The organism is Variovorax sp. (genome assembly GCF_965279555.1).
Lineage (GTDB): Bacteria > Pseudomonadota > Gammaproteobacteria > Burkholderiales > Burkholderiaceae_C > Variovorax.
Window position 1 is genome coordinate 752070 of sequence record NZ_OZ257247.1, and the last position, 17880, is coordinate 769949.

A 17880-nucleotide genomic window follows, 5' to 3' on the forward strand; every position below is an offset into this window, starting at 1 on the left:
CGTCACGCCAGCATCTGCGGGATGCCGGCGAACAGCGCGCGCATGTAGTCGAGCATGCGGTCGAGCATCCACGGCCCGGCGATGACCAGCGTCGCGAACACGGCCAGCAGCTTGGGAATGAAGGAAAGGGTGGCCTCGTTGATCTGCGTGGCCGCCTGGAAGATGCTGACGATCAGGCCGATGACGAGCGCCACGAGCAGCAGCGGGGCGCCAAGCAGCAGAGAGATTTCCATGGCCCGATGGCCCATGGTCATGACTGATTCGGGTGTCATGTGGCGGTCCTGCCTAGAGATAGAAGCTTTGCGCGAGCGCGCCGATCATCAGCTGCCAGCCGTCGGCCAGCACGAAGAGCATCAGCTTGAAGGGCAGCGCGATGGACGCGGGCGGCACCATCATCATGCCCATCGACATGAGCACGCTGGCCACCACCAGGTCGATGATGAGGAACGGTATGAAGATGGTGAAGCCGATCTGGAAAGCGGTCTTCAGTTCGCTGATGACGAAGGACGGCAGCAGTATGCGCAGCGGCACGTCTTCCGGTCCCTGCATCTCGGGCACCTTGGCGAGCCGGGCGAACAGGGCCAGGTCGGTCTCGCGGGTCTGCTTGAGCATGAAGGTCTTGAAGGGGGCGATGCCGCGCTCCAGCGCTTTTTCGGCGCTGATCTTGTTCTCGGCGAAGGGCTGGTAGGCCTCGGTGTAGGCCTTGTCGAATACCGGCGACATCACGAAGAAGGTGAGGAACAGCGACAACCCCACCAGGATCTGGTTGGGCGGCGATGTCTGCGTGCCGATGGCGGTGCGCAGCAGGCCGAGCACGATCAGGATGCGCGTGAAGCTGGTCATCGACAGCAGCAGCGCGGGCAGGAAGGTGAGCGAGGTCAGCAGCACCAGCGTCTGCACGCTCAACGACCAGGTCTGGCTGCCGGCGGGGCCGGGGGTGCTGGTGAGGCCGGGCAGGCCCTGGGTCCAGGCGGCCAGGGGCAGCGTGGCGGCGAGCAGCAACAACGCGGCACGCAGGCCGCGGCGCAAAGCGGGATGCGTCATGGAGCGGAGTGCGCCTTGCCCGAGAGGGATTCGCGCAGCTTGCGGGCAAATAGTTCGACAGGGCCGTGGGCGCCGGCGGGCGACGCGGCGGCATGGCTGTCCGATGGGGTGGTCTGGGCCGGCAGGGTGTGCAGCGTGTTCACCTGGTTCGCGGTGACGCCGAGCACTACCCAGGTGTCTGCAACCTCGATCACGACCACGCGTTCGCGCTGGCCGACCATGGCGCTGGACACCACCTTCACATGCTGGCCGCCGCCCAGGCGCTGCAGCCCGAAGCGGCGCGCGAGCCAGGCGCACAGGAAGATCAGGCCGACCACCACCGCCATGCCGAAGCCGGCCTGCAGCAGGCTGCCGGCACCGACGGCCGACGGCGCGGCCGAAGCAGCTTCGTGCGGTGTCGAAGGCACGGTGGGCAGCGCGGCCCGCGCGGCCTGCGCGCAGAGCAGGAATGGCAGCAGCAGGGCCGGCGCCGCCGAGCCCCATGCAGGCAGGTGCCGGCGCAGGTTCATGAGCGGGCGAGCTTCTGCATGCGCTCGGAGGGGGTGACGATGTCGGTCAGGCGGATGCCGTACTTCTCGTTCACCACCACCACTTCGCCTTGCGCGATGAGGTAGCCGTTGATCAGCACGTCCAGCGGCTGGCCGGCCAGGCCGTCGAGCTCGACCACCGAGCCCTGCGACAGCTGCAGCAGGTTCTTGATGGTGATGCGGGTGCGGCCGATCTCGGCGGTCAGCTGCACCGGCACGTCGAGCACGCGCGCGATGTCCACGGGGCCGGCGCCCGGGTTCGCGGCGGCGGGCGTGTCCTGGATCTGCTGGAAGACCTGCGCGGTGGCGGGTGCCACGGCCGCGGCTGCCGCCTCGGGCACCGGTGCGGGCGCTGTGGCGGCTGTCTGCTCGGCCAGGGCGGCAGCCCAGTCGTCCGCGTCGCTGCTGGCGGAAGAGTTGTTGTCAGTCATGGTCGTTCTTCAAATCGCTGTCTTGGTGGGAGATCATTTGTTGCACGCGCAGTGCGTAGCGCTCGTTGGAGGTGCCGTAGCCGCACTCCATCACCGGCACGCCGCCGACCTTGGCGACGACGGTCTCGGGCAGCTCGATGGGAATCACGTCGCCGACCTGCAGCTTCATCACCTCGCCCAGCGTCGAGGGCATGGTCACGAAGTCGGCCACCAGCTCGACGTCTGCGGCCTGCATCTGGCGCGACATCTGCTTGACCCAGCGCTTGTCGATCTCGACTTCGTCCTGGATCGGGTTGGACAGCAGGTCGCGGATCGGCTCGATCATCGAGTAGGGCAGGCACACGTGCAGGAAGCCGCCGATGGGGCCGAACTCGATCTGCAGCGTGGTGTTGATGACCACCTCGTTGGGCGCCACGATGTTGGCGAGCTTGCCGTGCATCTCGGCGCGCACGTAGTCGAAGTCGAGCGGGAACACGGGCTGCCACGCTTCGCCGTAGCACTGCAGCGAGATGTCGAGCAGGCGCTTGATGATGCGCTGCTCGGTGCGCGTGAAGTCGCGGCCTTCCACGCGCACGTGGTAGCGGCCGTCGCTGCCGAAGAGGTTGTCCACCACGAGGAACACCAGCTTCGGGTCGAACACGAAGAGGGCGGTGCCGCGCAGCGGCTTCATGTGGATCATGTTGATGTTCGCGGGCACCGGAAGGTGCCGAACGAACTCGCCGAACTGCTGGATCTGGACCTGCCCCACCGAGATGTCGGGGCTGCGGCGCATGAAGTTCAGCAGCGCGCCGCGCAGGCCGCGCGCGAAGCGGTCGTTGATGACCTCCAGCGTGTGCATGCGGTTGCGCACCACGCGGTCGGGCGCGCCGAGGTCGTAGGCCGGCAGGCCGTCCTTGGGCGGGGGCGGCGGGGCCGACGACTGGTCGATGTCTCCGCCGGTGACGCCTTGCAGGAGGGCATCGACCTCGTCCTGGGAAAGCACCTGTTCATACGCCATGGGTCGCTTGTCTGGAGGAAAGGGTGGTCGTCACTGCACGACGAACGTGTTGAACGAGACGCTGGCAATGCCCAGTTCGGGCGCGCCGGCGTTCAGCGGTGCGCTCAGCGCCTTGCGGATCTCCTCGGCCAGCTTGGCCTTGTCTTCCGGCGAGACGACGGAGTCGGGCGCGCGGTTCGACAGCAGCATCAGCAGCCGGCTTCGCACCTCGGGCATGAACTCGACGAGCTGGGCCTTGGTCTGCTCGTCGCGCACACGCAGTGCCATGCCGATCTGCAGGAAGCGGCCGCGGCCCTCGGACTGCAGGTTGACGGTCAGCGGATCGAGCGTCAGGAAGATCGGCTTCTCGGGCACCGGCGCCTTGGCGGTTTCGGCGGTGGCGGGGGTGCCCATGAAGCGGGGAACGAACACGTAGGCGGCCGCGCCCACGGCGATGAGGCCGACGGCGAGCAGCAGCCCGATCATCAGCTTCGAGGAGCGGCGTGAGCCCGGTTCGGCGGGAATGGCGTTGGCGGCGGAAGAGGAGGTAGCCATGGTGAAGCGTTTAACTTGTCCGATCTATTCTTTGCGAAGTCCCTCCTGAATGAACGGCCGAACAAGCGCGAAAAGACGCTTCACATCCGTTCATTGCGCGGCACCGGTGAGGGCGCCGCCGCGGGCGGGGGCAGGTATGGGTTGTCGCCTCAGGCGAAGGTGTCGACTCCCGAGCGCGCGGTGTTGCTGGCAAGGCTGGCGCGTGCGGGCGCTACGGGCTCGGCCACCACGCTGTTGCCGGCACGGCCGGCGCCAGGGTAGGCCGGCGCGCCTTGCTGGCGGGCGGATTGCTGCTGCTGTTGCTGGTTCTGCTGCGCGAATGCCGCGTCCTGGCCGAAGGGTTGGCGGGTTTCCGCGCCGACGGAGGTCTGGCCCAGCGTGATGCCCTGCTCGAAGAGCGAATTGCGCAGCTGCGGCAACGCGGCCTCGACGGCCTTGCGCACGCTTTCATGGGCCGACACGAACATGGCCTGCGCCTGGTTGTCGCCGATGGACAGCGTGACCTTCAGCGGACCGAGCCCGGCGGGGTTGAGGTTGAGTTCGGCCGTGTGATGGCCGGTGGTGCTCATGCGCGCCAGTTGCTGGCCGAGGGCCGGTGCCCACTTCTCGCTGCCGACTTCGGGGGCGATGGTGTGCGCGCCTGGGCGCGTGGCCTGGCTGGCATCGGCGCTGCGTTCGGCCGAGGCCGTCACCGTGGCGGGTTGCTGCACGGCGATGGGCGTTGCGGTGGACGCAGCGTCGTCGCCGCCGGTGGCGGTGGACGTCGCAGCCACGGGCAGCGCGGCGGCCTTGGTTTCTTCGGTAGAGGGCTTCGATTGCGCAGCGCCGGCCAGTTGCTCGGCCATGGTGGCGCTCGCGGTGGTGCGTGCGGAGGCCCGGCCCGAAGCCGCTGTGCCGGTCGGGGCGCCTGCAGCCGTGGCGGGCTTGGTGGCGCCCACGGCGATCGTCTGCGCCGCGACGGCCGCGCTGGCGATGTCGTGCAGCGGCGTGGCCGGTGCGGCGTCGGCAGCCGGTTGGCTGGCTGGCGTGCCGGGCTTGGCGGCGGCGTCCCTGGCCGCGGCCTGGAGATCGGCGGTCTTCGCGGCGTCGGGCGCGGCCTTGGCGTCGGCGCCCAGTGCGGCGCCGTCGGGCAGCGGCTTGGCCAGCGGGTCCTGCACGGCGGTTTCCAGCGCAGCATCGGTAGCGCCCGCGACGGTGGCCGTGGCGGAGGCATCGGCGCCGCGCGCGGCCTGCGCGCTGGCACGTCCCGCCAGCGTCAGCGCGTGCAGCGGCGTGTGCGCCGGCGCCAGGAACGCGAGATTCGGGTCGGCCGGCAGCGGGGCGTCCCTGGTGTCGTCGTCGATGCCGGGCCTGCGCGCGGCCTTGCGGTCGGCGGAGGCGATGTCGGTGGCCGGCGCGGCGCCGTCCTGCGGCGCGGCGGCGGCATTGCGGTTGCCGGCCCGCGAGCGGTCGAGCGCGGCGCCGAAGCTGGCGCCTTGCGTGTCGTCCGCGCCACGGCCTCGCTGGCCTGCCTGGGCGGCCGAAGAAGGCGCCGAAGACCCGTTGGCGACGACGGAGGGCGTGATCATGGGTGGCATGTCGGTTCCTGGAAATTCAAAGGGTCGGGTGCGATGCGCGGTCGAAGAACTTGCGCGCCGCGCGTTCGTCGCTGTCGCGCTGCTCGCGCTTGGCCTCGGCCATCAGCTCCTGCATGCGCACGCGCTCGGCCAGGGTGTCGAACGAACTCAGGCGGCGCTTCTGGTGCTGCCAGTCGGTGCGGCCGTTGTCGAGCCGGGTCTCGGTTTGCGCGGCGATGGCGCGCTGCTGCTCGATGGCGCCGTCGAGCGTGCCGAGGAAGTTGCGGTAGTTGCGCCACTGCGAAGAGGGCAGGCCGCCGCGCATCAGCGCGTCGAGCTGGTCGTGGTAGTCCTGCCGGTACTGCAGCAGCAGTTCCAGCTTCTGGCTGGCGTTGAGGTGTGCGCTCTGCAGGGCGCCCAGGCGCCGCGCAGCATCGTCAGTCTGCGTGTGCGCCAAGTCGATCAGCATGCCGAGGGGGAGCTTGCGTGTCATGTCTGGAACTTCTTGGTGTTGGATGTCCTGGGATCGAAGCCTTGCGCGGACGCGGGCTCGGGCGCAAAGAGGTGCTCGAGCTGCGCTATCGCTTCCTCGTAGCCCGTGCGTTCGTCCATCGACTGCTGCAGGAATGCCTCGATGCGCGGGTACATCGCGATCGCCTTGTCCAGCTGCAGGTCGTGGCCGGGCGCGTAGGCGCCCACGCTGATCAGGTCGCGGTTGCGCTGGTAGCGCGACAGCATCTGCTTGAAGCGGCGCACCGTGTCGAACTGCGAGGACGGGATCAGCGCGGTCATGGCGCGGCTGATGGAGGCCTCGATGTCGATGGCCGGGTAGTGCCCGGCCTCGGCCAGCGTGCGCGAGAGCACCACGTGCCCGTCCAGGATGGCGCGCGCCGAGTCGGCAATCGGGTCCTGCTGGTCGTCGCCTTCGGACAGCACCGTATAGAAGGCGGTGATGGAGCCCCCGCGGCCCTGTGCGTCGCGCGAGCCGTTGCCGGCGCGCTCCACCAGCGCGGGCAGCCGTGCGAACACCGAAGGCGGATAGCCCTTGGTGGCGGGCGGCTCGCCCACGGCCAGCGCGATCTCGCGCTGCGCCATCGCATAGCGGGTGAGCGAGTCCATGATGAGCAACACGTCCTTGCCGCGGTCGCGGAAGTACTCGGCCAGGCAGGTGGCGTAGGCCGCGCCCTGCAGGCGCAGCAGCGGCGAGTTGTCGGCCGGCGCCGCAACCACCACGGCGCGCGCCAGGCCTTCCTCGCCCAGCGTGTTCTCGATGAAGTCCTTCACCTCGCGCCCGCGTTCGCCGATCAGGCCGACCACGATGACTTCGGCGCTGGTGTAGCGCGCCATCATGCCCAGCAGCACGCTCTTGCCCACGCCGGAGCCGGCGAACAGGCCCATGCGCTGGCCGCGGCCGACGGTGAGCATGGCGTTGATGGCGCGCACGCCGACGTCGAGCACCGAATCGATCGGCGCGCGCGACAGCGGGTTGATGGGTGGCGAACTCAGCGGCACCTTGCGCGCCACGTCGAGCGGACCGAGCCCGTCGAGCGGGCGGCCGGCCGCGTCGACCACGCGCCCGAGCATGCCCTCGCCCACCGGCAGGCGCTTGGTGTGGGCGTCGCCGCTGGTGCCGGGCTCCGTTGCGCCGGGCCGCGCGAACACGCGCGCGCCGGGCAAGAGGCCCGCCACTTCGGTCTGGGACATCAGGAACAGGCGGTCGCCCGCGAAGCCCACGACTTCGGCCTCGGCATAGCGCTGCGCATTGCCGGGCGGCAGCTCGATCAGGCAATCGCTGCCCACGGGCAGCTGCAGGCCGACCGCTTCGAGCACCAGCCCGACGGCGCGCGTGAGGCGGCCGGAGGCGGTGGTGGTTTCGCAGCGCGCGACATTGCCGCGCGCCTTTTCCAGCGCGGCGCGCACTGTCTGCAGATGAGGGTTGGCGGGGGCGGCGGTCTGCATGGCGCTCAGAAGGCCTCTGCCTCGCCGTCGTCGCCCGTGCCCCGCACGGCTGCGGCCACGCGCTTCCAGCGGGTCTGCAGCGTGCCGTCGAGTTCGCCGTTGGCGGACTGCACGCGGCAGCCGCCGCGTTCGATGTGGTCGTCGGCGCGCATCTGCCAGCCGGCGGCCTCGATCTCCTCGCCCAGGCTGTTTCTCACCAAGGCAACGTCGTCGGGGTGCAGCAGCAGGCGCGGTTCGCCACGCAGCGCGGGCTCGGTGTTGAGCAGGTCGCGCACCACCGGCAGCACCCATTCGGGCTCGGTCTTCAGCGTGCGGTGCACCACCTGGCGCGCCACGTCGAGCGCAAGCGCCAGCACGGTCTCGGCCAGTTCGCTTTCTGCGCGGTGCAGGGCATCGGGCAGCGACTGCGCCAGCGCGCGCAGGCGTTCCGCATGCACGCTGGCGGCGGCGAGGCCGGTCGCCAGGCCTTCGGTGTGGCCGACCTTGCGGCCTTCGGCCAGCCCCGCGGCGCGGCCCTCGGCCTCGCCGGCGGCGCGTGCGTCCTTGCGGATGCGGGCCAGCTCGGCCAGGTCGATCTTGGGGGCGGGCGGCGGCGCGGGTGGCGGCAGGGCGCTGCCGTTGGCATTGCCGTGTCCGTTGCGCTCGGCGGCCTTGCGCCTGTCGGGCGTCTTGCCGCCGTCGAGCGTGCCCATTTCCCATCGTTCCCAGGCCGAGAGCGCGGGCACGCCGGCGGCGGCCGCGTGGCGCGCGGCGGCCTGGATGGCGGCGAGGCGTTCGCGCGATTCGCCGAACGCGCGTGTGGTGTCAGACGAAGTCATCGGTGCCAGGCGCCGCAATCACGATTTCGCCGGCCTCCGCCAGACGGCGGGCGACCTGCAGGATGGCCTTCTGTTCCGTCTCGACCTGCGAGACGCGCACGGGGCCGCGCAATTCCATGTCCTCGCGCAGCGTCTCGGCGGCGCGTTGCGACATGTTGTTGAGGAACTTGTCGCGCAGCTCCATCGGCGCGCCCTTGAGCGCGATGATGAGCGAGTCGGACTCGATGTCCTTGAGCAGGCGCTGGATGCTGCGGTCTTCCAGGCCCAGCAGGTTCTCGAACACGAACATCTCGTCGACGATGCGCTGTGCCAGCGCCTCGTCCTTCTCGCGGACGTGGGCGATGGCTTCTTCTTCGACCGCGGTGCTCATGAGGTTGACGATCTCGGCCGCCGCGCGCACGCCGCCCAGGCGGCTGCGTCGCACGCCCTGGCCCGCGAGCATTTCGGTCAGCACGTCGGTCAGCTCCTTCAGCGCGGAGGGCTGCACGCCGCCGAGCGTCGCCACGCGCATGATCACGTCGTGGCGCAGGCGCGTGGGCAGCTTCTCCAGCACTTCGGAAGCCTTCATGCGGTCCAGGTGCACCACCAGCGTCGCGAGGATCTGCGGATGCTCGTCGCGGATGAGCTCGGCCACCTCGCCGGCCTCGAGTTCGTTGAGCCGCTCGATGCCGCCGCGCGGCTCGTCGGGCTGCAGGATGTCTTCCAGCAGGTTGCTGGCGCGGTCGTCGCCCAGTGCCTTCTTCAGCACGGCGCGGATGTAGCTGGTCGAGCCCAGGTGCAGGGCCGACAGCTGCTCGGTCTCCTCGCGGAACTCGGCCAGCACAGACGCCAGCTCCTCCTTGGAGACGGAGGTCAGTTTGGACATCGCCAGGCCCAGTGCCTGCACCTCGGAGGTGGGCATCTGGTGCAGTGCGGCGGCCGCGCGGTCTTCGCCCAGCGCCATCAGCAAGATGGCGCTCTTGCGGGTTCCCAGTTCGCTACTCATCGGTGTTCATCCAGTGCTGGATCAGGGCGGCCACCAGCTTCGGATCCTTGTCGGCGAGCTGGTGGGCATAGTCCATGTCGGCCTTCTTGCGGTTGGCCTCGCGTTCACGCAGGCTTTCTTCGGCCGACGGCGCGTCGGCGTCGGGCTCAGCGGCCGGCTCGGCGGCGGCCACGGGGGCCGGTACTGGCGCGGCGGGCGCATGGCGGCGCGTCAGCGGCCGCAGCACGGCCAGCCAGGCGAACAGCGCGAGCAGCGCATACAGCAGGTACTGGCCCACCGTCTTGCCGATCTCGATGTTCTCGCGGTCGCGCCAGAACGGCACTTCGGGTGCGGGACCGCTGTCGGGGTCGCGGGCGAAGGCGCTGTTGACCACGTTGAGCGAGTCGCCGCGGTCCTGGCTGAAGCCCATGGCTTCCTTGGCCAGGTTGCGGATCTGCTCCAGCTCGGCGGGCGTGAGAGCGCGGCTGCTGGTCTTGCCGGCGGCATCGACCGCGTCGCGGTTGTTCACGACCACCGCGACCGACAGCCGCTTCACGCCGCCGGCGGCCTGCTGCACGTGACGGATGGTGCGGTCGAGTTCGTAGTTGGTGGTGGTGTCCTTGCGGGTGCTGCTCGGGCCCGTGGCCGCGCCCGCGGTGGAGGCGGCGGTCGCACCTTGTGCGCCGGGGGTTCCGGGCGCGCCAGGCGTTCCGGGCGGTGGCGTTCCGGGCGGTGGCGTGCCGGGGGCGTTGGGCGCGCGCGGGCCGACGATGGGGGCCGTCGGGTTCACCGGCGGCTGGTTGGTCAGGGCGCCGGGCACGCCGCCGGGCGGGGCGCCGTTGTGCTGCGCCGACTCGCTCGACTGCTGGCTGCGCACGGCTGCCTGCGACGGGTCCTGGTTGGGCTTGTATTTCTCGTCGGTGTGCTCGACCACCGAGAAGTCGATGTCGGCCGCCACCTGGGCGCGCACGTTGTTCGCACCCACGATGGGTTGCAGGATGGCCTCGATGCGGCGGATGTAGTTCTGCTCGATCTCCTGCGCGTACTTGAGCTGGCTCACGTCCAGCCCGCGCTCGGTGCCGCGCGCGGAAGACAGCAGGTTGCCGCGCTGGTCGACCACGGTCACGCTCTTGGCGTCCAGGTCGGGCACGCTGCTGGAGACCATGTGCACGATGGCGCTGACCTGGCCTTCGTCGATGCTGCGCCCGCGCATCAGGTTCAGCACCACGGAGGCCGAAGGCTTCTTCTGGTCGCGCACGAACAGCGAGGGCTTGGGCAGCGCCAGGTGAACCCGGGCCGATTCGATGCTGCCGATGGATTCGATGGAGCGCGCCAGCTCGCCTTCCAGGCCGCGCTGGTAGTTGATCTGCTCGGCGAACTGGCTGGTGCCGAACTTCTGGTTGTCCATCAGTTCGAAGCCGACGCCGCCGGCCTTGGGCAGGCCCTGGGCCGCGAGCTTGAGACGCGTTTCCGCGACCTTGTCCCCGGCGATCAGGATCGCGCCGCCGCCTTCGGCGAACTTGTAGGGAACGTTCATCTGCTGCAGCGACGCGATGATCGCGCCGCCGTCGCGGTCCGACACATTGGTATAGAGCACCTTGTAGTCGGGCGCGCGGCTCCACAGCACGAACGCGGCGGCAGCGGCCACCAGGGCCGCGCCGCCGACGATCAGCGGCAGCTTCGGCTGCGCGCGAAGGCGTTCCAGGATCGGTGGCAGGCCGTTGCCGGCCGCCGGCAGCTCGCCGGCGGGTGCCGCCGTGCTCATGAGAGTACCTTCGTGCTGCGCACTGCGGTGCGAGCTTGCTTGGGGCGGCCCGGCGCTGCGCTCATGCGGGCACCTTGGTCATGGCCGGGCGGCCGCTGAGGTCGAAAGCCATGTCGAGAGAAGAAATTCGGTGTTGAGATGTCATTCCGGATGGCCGGTGATGTCGTCCGCGGCCTTGTCGTTTCGCGAACGATTGTCAACAGACGCAAGGAATTCGATCGGTCGAACAGCCGGGGTTTTTGCCCTCAGTTGGGCGCTTGAATCCGGGTCTTCCCTTGATACGCTGCGTGCCGGCCGAGGGGCTTTGCTCCCTCCTTGTCAAGTCACGCAGAAGTGTTCAAAGAGAAAGAACCCAGCCATGTCGATCAGCGCCATCGAATCCGTCCTGCAACAGATGCGCGTCACCGCGCTCAATACCGGCATCGCGCCCGCGAGCGCCGCGCCCGCCGAGGCCGGCGGCGGCTTCGCCGCGGAGCTCAAGCGCTCGCTCGCCAACATCAGCAACGCCCAGCAAGGCGCCTATGCACAGGCCGAGTCCTTCGAAATGGGCAAGCCCGGCGTGGCGCTCAACGACGTGATGGTCGACCTGCAGAAGGCCAACGTGGCGTTCCAGACCGGTTTGCAGGTGCGCAACCGCCTGGTGGGCGCCTACCAGGAGGTGATGAGCCTGCAGGCCTGATGAGAGGGGGGTTGTGGCGCCCGGCGGCACCGGGAACTTTTTTGTACGCCGCCCTAAATGTTTGAAAGCTCCGGCCGATAACCAAATCAACGATGGCTTGAGTCTCACAGTGGAAGCGGGTCCAGCGTTACGGCCGAAAGCCGGAGTCCACAACCTTTTTTCATCAATCAGGAGTCGAACATGGCGCAAGTCATCAACACGAACAGCCTTTCTCTGCTCACGCAGAACAACCTGAACAAGTCGCAAGCGGCACTGAACAGCGCCATCGGTCGCCTGTCGTCGGGCATGCGCATCAACAGCGCCAAGGACGATGCAGCCGGCCAGGCCATCGCCAACCGCTTCACGGCCAACATCAAGGGCCTGACGCAAGCAACGCGCAACGCCAACGACGGCATCTCGATCGCTCAAACGACCGAAGGCGCACTGACCGAAGTCAACAACAACCTGCAGCGCATCCGTGAACTGTCGGTGCAAGCCGGCACTGGCACGAACTCGGCAACCGACCTCGACTCGATCCAGGGTGAAATCACCCAGCGCCTGGACGAAATCAACCGCGTGTCGAACCAGACCCAGTTCAACGGCGTCAAGGTTCTGTCGGCCAACGCCGGCAAGCTGACCGTGCAAGTCGGCGCGAACGATGGCGAAACCATCGACATCGACCTGCAGGAAATCAGCGCCAAGACCCTGGGCCTGGACGGCTTCAACGTCAACGGCAAGGGCGTTTCGGCCAACACCAAGGCCAACGTCAACGACCTGACCAAGGCCGGCGCTACCGGCACGGGCCCCTACACCGTGACGACCAGCTTCGCCAAGGTGACGGCCGAGCAGGCAGTCGACGCCATGCAAGACGGCAACACCGCCGTCGTGGGCACGACCACCTACAAGTACGACGCAACCGCCGGCAACTTCACCACGACCGCCACGGTCGCCACCGGCGGCCCCACCACGGCTTTCGCTGCAACGCTGCTGCCGACGGCCGGCAACAAGTTCACCGGTACCTTCACGGGCGCCTCGGGCTCCACCAACTTCGAAGTCGACAGCGCAGGCGCGATCACGATCGGCGGCCAGGCTGCCTACATCTCCGGTGGCAACCTGACGACCAACAACGTCGGCGCTCCTCCGGCAGCCACCGCAGCAACGCTGTTCGGCGGTGCCGACACCGGCGCCGGCGCTTCGAGCATCAAGCTCAACGGCACGACCTACAACTTCGCTGCCGGCGCCAACTCCGGCTTCACGTACACCAAGACGGTGTCGAAAGACGACGTCAAGACCGCCGTTGCCGGCGCTGCTTCCACGGTCAACCTCGGCCAAGGCATCTTCGCCTCGACCGTGACGTTCGCTGCGGCCGGTGGCCTGTCCAGCGACACGTACATGGACAACGACAAGGCAATGACCAAGACCGCGTCGTACACCACCGACTACGCCGTCAACGCAGTCAACGGCGAAGTGACCGTTGCCTCGACGACCGGTACCGGCAAGTACGCTGCCCAAGTCGGCGCTACGGCATACATCAACTCGGCCGGCAAGCTGACCACGGACACGACCAGCAAGGGCACCAAGACGGTGGACCCGCTGGCTGCCCTGGACGCGGCCCTGGCCAAGGTCGACACGCTGCGCGGCTCGCTGGGCGCGGTGCAGAACCGTTTCGACTCGGTGATCGCCAACCTCGGCACCACGGTGACCAACCTGTCCTCGTCGCGTTCGCGCATCGAAGACGCCGACTACGCGGTTGAAGTGTCGAACATGACGCGCGCCCAGATCCTGCAGCAAGCAGGTACCTCGGTGCTGTCGCAGGCCAACCAGACCACGCAAGGCGTGCTGTCGCTCCTGCGTTGATCGACAAGGTCTAGTTAGTCAGTAGCAAGGAAATGCCGGGCCCCTCCCGAAAGGGTGGGGTCCGGTGGGCGCAGGCAACCGGAGCAAGCCGGAGCCGCCTGCGCTGTCCTCTGCGGCCATGCCCCAGCGGGCGAGGCCGCAGAGGACAGCGAACCCAGCAAGACAAGGTGGAAATGATGTTGAACCCCGTGCCGGCGAATTCCGTGAAAGACAGCCAGTGGACGCAACTGCTCATCGGCGGTGTTGCGGGCGCCGGCGCGCGCGGCGCGGCCACGGCCGAGAAGGACGACGCGAAGGAAGACGCGACGCCGGTGCAGGTGGAGCACGCGGTGCGCCAGGTGAATGCGGCCCTCGAGCTGCGCGAAGTGGGCTTGCAGTTCGAGGTCGACCAGGACACCGACAAGGTCATCGTCAAGGTGGTGGACCGCGCCAGCGGCGAGGTCATCCGCCAGATCCCCAATGAAGAAGTCGTGCGCATCGCGAAGCTGATGAGCGACGGCAAGGGCCTGCTGGTGGACCACGCGGCCTGAGGCCGCGACACGCGGTTCTTCACTCGCCAGCGGCAGCACTCTCAAATACAGGACAGGAAAGCATTCAAATGGCAACCATCAGCAGCCTCGGCGTCGGCGCCAATCTCGACCTCGCAACCTTGCTCACGAAACTCGAGACAGCCGAGAGCCAGCCCCTGGTGGCGTTGCAGGCCAAGGCCAAGAGCTACACGAGCAAGCTGTCCGCCTACGGCACGGTCCAGAGCGCGCTGAGCACGCTGCAGGCGGCCGCCAAGAAGCTGGGCGACCCGACGCTGTTCCAGAGCGTGACCGGCACGCCCACGATCAGCGGCATCCTGTCCGCGTCTTCCACCGACGTGAGCTCCGCCGGCAACTACACCATCGACGTGGGGCAGCTCGCGCAGGCACAGACGCTGGTCAGCGCTGGCCAGGCCGATACGAAGACCGCCATCGGCAGCGGCAAGATCACCATCGACTTCGGCGCCATCACGGGCGGCACGCTCAACGCCACGACCGGCCAGTACACCGGCGCCACCTTCGCCGCGGACGCGAGCCAGCCCGCCAAGTCGATCACCATCGATTCGAGCAACAACACACTGGAAGGCATCCGCAAGGCGATCAATGACGCCAATGCGGGCGTGACGGCCGCCATCGTGAATGACGGCAGCGGCACGCCCAACCGCCTGGTGCTGACCTCCTCGGCGACCGGCGAGAAGTCGAGCATGCGCATTTCGGTGGACGGCGACGCGGCGCTGCAGAGCCTGCTGAACAACGATCCGGCCGGCACGCAGAACCTGAAGCAGACGGCAGCGGCGCAGAACGCCAAGCTCAACGTCAACGGCATCGACGTTACCAGCGCGACCAATACCGTGAAGGACGCCATCCAGGGCACCACGCTGACGCTGGTGGGCACCGGCAAGACCGGCCTGGCGATGAAGGAGAACTCTGCCGGCGTGAAGACGGCGATCAACGATTTCGTGAAGGCCTACAACAGCCTGCAGAGCACCGCCAAGACGCTGACCGCCTACGACGCCGATACCAAGACGGCCGCCGCGCTGGTGGGCGACAGCACGCTGCGCAACCTGCAGACGCGCATTCGCCAGGCGCTCACCACTCCGCAGGCCGGCGGCGCGAACGACATGAAGGTGCTCACCGAGATCGGCGTGGCCTTCCAGAAGGACGGCACCCTGGCCGTGGACTCCGACAAGCTCGACAAGGCCCTGGCCGGCAACCTGAAGGGCGTGGCCAACCTGTTCTCCAGCGCCACCGGCAGCACTGGCGGCTACGGCAAGCAGATCGACGCGATCGTGACCGACCTCAACGCCAACGCCCTGAAGGTGGCCAGCGACGGCGTGACCTCGACGATCAAGAAGCTCGACGACCAGTACGACGCGATGCAGGTGCGCGTGGACGCCACGGTCGACCGCTACCGCAAGCAGTTCAACCAGCTCGACGTGCTGATCAACAGCCTGAACAACACCAAGAACTACCTCACGCAGCAGTTCGAGGCAATGTCCAGCAGCAGCAAGTAAGCATCCGGAGCACCAGCAGATGTACACGTCCCACAACATGCGCACCGGCGCCGGTGCCTACGCACGCGTCGGCGTGGAAACGAGCGTGATGAGCGCGTCGCCGCACCAGCTCATCGTCATGCTCTTCGACGGCGCCAAGACCGCCATCGGCATGGCCAGGTATCACATGGCGGCCGGCGAGATCGAAGCCAAGGGCAAGGCGATCTCGAAGGCCATCGGCATCGTGGACAACGGCCTGAAGGCCGGACTCGATGCACAGGCAGCCGGCGAGGCCGGTGCCGAACTCGTGGGCAACCTGTCGGCGCTGTACGACTACATCGTCCAGCGTCTGTTCCGGGCCAACCTGCACAACGACGTGCAGTCCCTGGACGAGGCCGACCGGTTGCTCGAGAACATCGCTTCCGCCTGGCGGGAAATCGATGACCGGGCTCGCGGCTGATCCGCGAAAGCAATTGCAGACAGGGAAAGACAGGAAAAAGATGGTAGTCCGGAGTGAGATCGTTCATTGCTACGAGGAGCTTGCCTCCAGCGTCTCTTTGATGCTGGAACTCGCACGCGACAAGGATTGGGGCCGCCTGCCCGAGCTCGAGGCCCGTTGCTCGGCCATCGTCGACCGGCTCAGGGTCATCGAGTCCACGGGGACGCTGGAGGTGGTGGAAGTCGAGCGGGTCCTGTATCTGCTCGACCGCATCCGCGTCGAGCAGACCGAGGTGTCGGACCTGATCAAGCCGCAGCTCGACGAGCTCATCAGCCGCATGGGTTATCTCAGCCAGCAGAAGAATCTGGGCAGGGCCTACGGGCTGACGCACTGATGGCTGCCTGAGAAAGAAGCGTCGCGACCATGAGTGCACTTGCCGGACTTGTCGATGCATTGCTTGCCGCGCGGCTGACGCCGCGGCTGGACGTGCTTGGCATCAAGCCCGAGACCACCATCGGTGCGCCGGGCCCGGCTATTGCGGTCGGCAAGGTCGCGAACGACGTGCGGCTGCCCTCCAACGCGGCGCTCGACCGGCAGATCCCGGCCGGGAGTTCCGGCGGGGCGGCGCATGCGTCTTCAGGGGCGGGGCCCTCGGCCGCGACGCAGCTTTCGCTGGCGGCGCGCGTCATTGGCGCCGTGCTGGCAGACCTGCAGGCGGAACCGGGGCCGGTGCGCGGCGCCGCGCCGTTGTCGGCGGGCCGGCAGCCCGCGAGCGCGCAGGCGCTGGCAGGCACGCTGGCGCAGACGGTGTCGAACAGCGGGCTCTTCTACGAGTCGCACCTTGCGGAGTTCGCCGCGGGCGGACGCTCGCTGGCTCAGATGGCGCAGGAGCCGCAGGCAAAGTGGTCCGTGCCGCTGGCTGCCGCGAGGCCGGCGGCCGCGGCTGCCGTGGCGCAGGCTGTGCTGGCCGACATGCCTGAGATGGCGCCTGTGATGACGACGGCTGCCGGAGCACCCGCTGCTGCTGTAGTGGCACAAACGCCGGCCGGCGTTGCTGGCGCGGTGGTGCCGAATGCGCCCGCCACGGCTGCGGCGCCCGATGCCAGGCCGAATCCAGGTAGTTACGCACCTTCTGGTATGCCCGGTGTGAGCGACGCTTCCGGCACGGCCGACGGTGCGCCGTCTGCCGATGTCGCGCGCGTGCAGGCGGCCTATCGCCAGCCTGAAGCCGTGACTGCCGACGTCATTCAGGCGCATCGCGCGAGCCAGGCGGAAGCTGCAGCACGCCAATCCGACAGCCCGGCCGCCCCGCTTGCGTCGCGCAGCGCGAACAGTGCCGAAGTGATCCATCCGCAAGCGGTGGCGCTCGTGCACCAGCAGCTCGATTTGCTGGCCAGCGCCAATTTCCGCTGGAGCGGACAGGCCTGGCCCGATGTGCCGATGTCGTGGTCGATCGAGGAAGAGCAACGGCAGTCCGACGCACGTGGCGGCGCCGATGCGGAAGACGAGGCCACGCGCCGCTGGTCGACCACCGTGTCGCTGGTGCTGCCGCGCCTGGGCGAGGTCGACCTGCGCCTGAGCCTGACCGGCGCCAGCGTGCAGGCACACCTGTCAGCCCGCGAGGCCGACACCATGGCGCGCCTGCGAGGCGACGCCGGCCGGTTGACCCAGCGTTTCGAGGCCGCCGGCCTGCAGCTGCAGCAGTTGCAGGTCACGGCGAAGGCCTATGCATGAACGGCGCGCCCGCCAACCGGAACAGCGCGGTCGCGCTGTCCTATGCGGACAAGACCAAGGCACCCGTCGTCGTGGCCAAGGGCTATGGCGTGGTCGCCGAATCGATCATGCGGGAGGCGCGCGAGAACGGGCTGTATGTGCACGCGTCCGCGGACCTCGTGAAGCTCCTGATGCAGGTCAATCTCGACCAGCAGATCCCGCCGCAGCTCTATCGCGCGGTTGCCGAAGTGATGGCATGGATCTATGGCTTGGAAGGCCAGGGGGAGTCACACCCCGGACACCAATTGAAAACCTAATCTATTCGAATGCATGAAGATATACAGCATTCAAATAATTAACTGCAATTTCACATGTTACACATGTAATAGTATTTCTCAATACGGTTTGCAAGATGAATAAATTATTGACGAAAAGGGCCTTCGGTAACAAGTGGTTTCAATGCTGAGAATCACTTGCATCGGCGCGGATTCCCCCTCTGTACGAGGGAGAGGTCCTTCCCCCTTGTCAGATTTTTCCTACATTTTTTACCGAGATTCTTAGCAGATACTTCAAAGTGTAAAACTTTGTGTATATAATG

20 protein-coding genes are annotated in these 17880 nt (G+C 67.8%); 8 read left to right on the forward strand and 12 right to left on the reverse strand.

What is annotated here, in order from left to right:
• Positions 1–2: 2 nt before the first annotated feature.
• The 12 genes from fliQ to fliF form a co-directional block, all read right to left on the reverse strand.
• Entirely contained in the window at positions 3–272 is a 270-nt protein-coding gene (fliQ, locus tag ACQY8B_RS03755; protein ID WP_081265887.1) for a flagellar biosynthesis protein FliQ, read from the reverse strand.
• 13 nt (positions 273–285) lie between these two features.
• A complete protein-coding gene (gene fliP, locus ACQY8B_RS03760) occupies positions 286–1044 on the reverse strand; it encodes a flagellar type III secretion system pore protein FliP (protein WP_422085469.1) in 759 nt (252 codons plus the stop codon).
• A complete protein-coding gene (gene fliO, locus ACQY8B_RS03765) occupies positions 1041–1553 on the reverse strand; it encodes a flagellar biosynthetic protein FliO (protein WP_422085470.1) in 513 nt (170 codons plus the stop codon). The genes fliP and fliO overlap by 4 nt, the downstream gene beginning before the upstream one ends.
• Positions 1550–2002: a flagellar motor switch protein FliN gene (gene fliN, locus ACQY8B_RS03770; RefSeq protein ID WP_422085471.1), complete on the reverse strand. Its 453-nt coding sequence runs from the start codon at positions 2000–2002 to the stop codon at positions 1550–1552. The genes fliO and fliN overlap by 4 nt, the downstream gene beginning before the upstream one ends.
• Entirely contained in the window at positions 1995–2999 is a 1005-nt protein-coding gene (gene fliM / locus ACQY8B_RS03775; protein ID WP_081265883.1) for a flagellar motor switch protein FliM, read from the reverse strand. The genes fliN and fliM overlap by 8 nt, the downstream gene beginning before the upstream one ends.
• A 30-nt stretch (positions 3000–3029) precedes the next feature.
• On the reverse strand, positions 3030–3533 hold the full coding sequence (fliL, locus tag ACQY8B_RS03780) for a flagellar basal body-associated protein FliL (RefSeq protein ID WP_422085472.1): 504 nt from the start codon (positions 3531–3533) through the stop codon (positions 3030–3032).
• A 149-nt stretch (positions 3534–3682) separates the two neighbouring features.
• On the reverse strand, positions 3683–5110 hold the full coding sequence (locus ACQY8B_RS03785; protein WP_422085473.1) for a flagellar hook-length control protein FliK: 1428 nt from the start codon (positions 5108–5110) through the stop codon (positions 3683–3685).
• A gap of 16 nt (positions 5111–5126) precedes the next feature.
• Positions 5127–5582, reverse strand: a complete 456-nt coding sequence (gene fliJ / locus ACQY8B_RS03790) for a flagellar export protein FliJ (protein WP_106937127.1) — start codon at positions 5580–5582, stop codon at positions 5127–5129.
• A complete protein-coding gene (gene fliI, locus ACQY8B_RS03795; protein ID WP_422085474.1) occupies positions 5579–7048 on the reverse strand; it encodes a flagellar protein export ATPase FliI in 1470 nt (489 codons plus the stop codon). The genes fliJ and fliI overlap by 4 nt, the downstream gene beginning before the upstream one ends.
• A 5-nt stretch (positions 7049–7053) precedes the next feature.
• A complete protein-coding gene (gene fliH / locus ACQY8B_RS03800) occupies positions 7054–7866 on the reverse strand; it encodes a flagellar assembly protein FliH (protein ID WP_422085475.1) in 813 nt (270 codons plus the stop codon).
• Complete coding sequence (gene fliG, locus ACQY8B_RS03805) at positions 7853–8851, reverse strand: flagellar motor switch protein FliG (RefSeq protein ID WP_422085476.1); 999 nt, start codon at positions 8849–8851, stop codon at positions 7853–7855. Before fliG ends, fliH begins: the two co-directional genes overlap by 14 nt.
• The gene (fliF, locus tag ACQY8B_RS03810) at positions 8844–10595 is read right to left on the reverse strand and encodes a flagellar basal-body MS-ring/collar protein FliF (RefSeq protein WP_422085477.1); all 1752 of its coding nucleotides are present in this window, start codon (positions 10593–10595) and stop codon (positions 8844–8846) included. The genes fliG and fliF overlap by 8 nt, the downstream gene beginning before the upstream one ends.
• Before the next feature lie 358 nt (positions 10596–10953).
• Between fliF and fliE the strand changes: the two genes are divergently transcribed.
• From fliE to ACQY8B_RS03850, 8 genes are all read left to right on the forward strand, one after another.
• The gene (fliE, locus tag ACQY8B_RS03815; protein WP_081271454.1) at positions 10954–11274 is read left to right on the forward strand and encodes a flagellar hook-basal body complex protein FliE; all 321 of its coding nucleotides are present in this window, start codon (positions 10954–10956) and stop codon (positions 11272–11274) included.
• Positions 11275–11454: 180 nt separating this feature from the next.
• Positions 11455–13110: a FliC/FljB family flagellin gene (locus ACQY8B_RS03820; protein ID WP_422085478.1), complete on the forward strand. Its 1656-nt coding sequence runs from the start codon at positions 11455–11457 to the stop codon at positions 13108–13110.
• Between the two features lie 173 nt (positions 13111–13283).
• Positions 13284–13640, forward strand: a complete 357-nt coding sequence (locus tag ACQY8B_RS03825) for a flagellar protein FlaG (protein WP_422085479.1) — start codon at positions 13284–13286, stop codon at positions 13638–13640.
• A 68-nt stretch (positions 13641–13708) separates the two neighbouring features.
• On the forward strand, positions 13709–15151 hold the full coding sequence (fliD, locus tag ACQY8B_RS03830) for a flagellar filament capping protein FliD (RefSeq protein ID WP_422085480.1): 1443 nt from the start codon (positions 13709–13711) through the stop codon (positions 15149–15151).
• 19 nt (positions 15152–15170) lie between these two features.
• A complete protein-coding gene (gene fliS, locus ACQY8B_RS03835; protein WP_422085481.1) occupies positions 15171–15590 on the forward strand; it encodes a flagellar export chaperone FliS in 420 nt (139 codons plus the stop codon).
• A gap of 100 nt (positions 15591–15690) precedes the next feature.
• Positions 15691–15963, forward strand: coding sequence for a flagellar protein FliT (locus ACQY8B_RS03840; protein ID WP_422085482.1), 273 nt, complete (start codon positions 15691–15693; stop codon positions 15961–15963).
• Positions 15964–15992: 29 nt separating this feature from the next.
• Positions 15993–17303, forward strand: coding sequence for a flagellar hook-length control protein FliK (locus tag ACQY8B_RS03845; RefSeq protein WP_422085483.1), 1311 nt, complete (start codon positions 15993–15995; stop codon positions 17301–17303).
• Positions 17300–17599, forward strand: coding sequence for an EscU/YscU/HrcU family type III secretion system export apparatus switch protein (locus ACQY8B_RS03850; RefSeq protein ID WP_422085484.1), 300 nt, complete (start codon positions 17300–17302; stop codon positions 17597–17599). Before ACQY8B_RS03845 ends, ACQY8B_RS03850 begins: the two co-directional genes overlap by 4 nt.
• Positions 17600–17880: the final 281 nt, after the last annotated feature.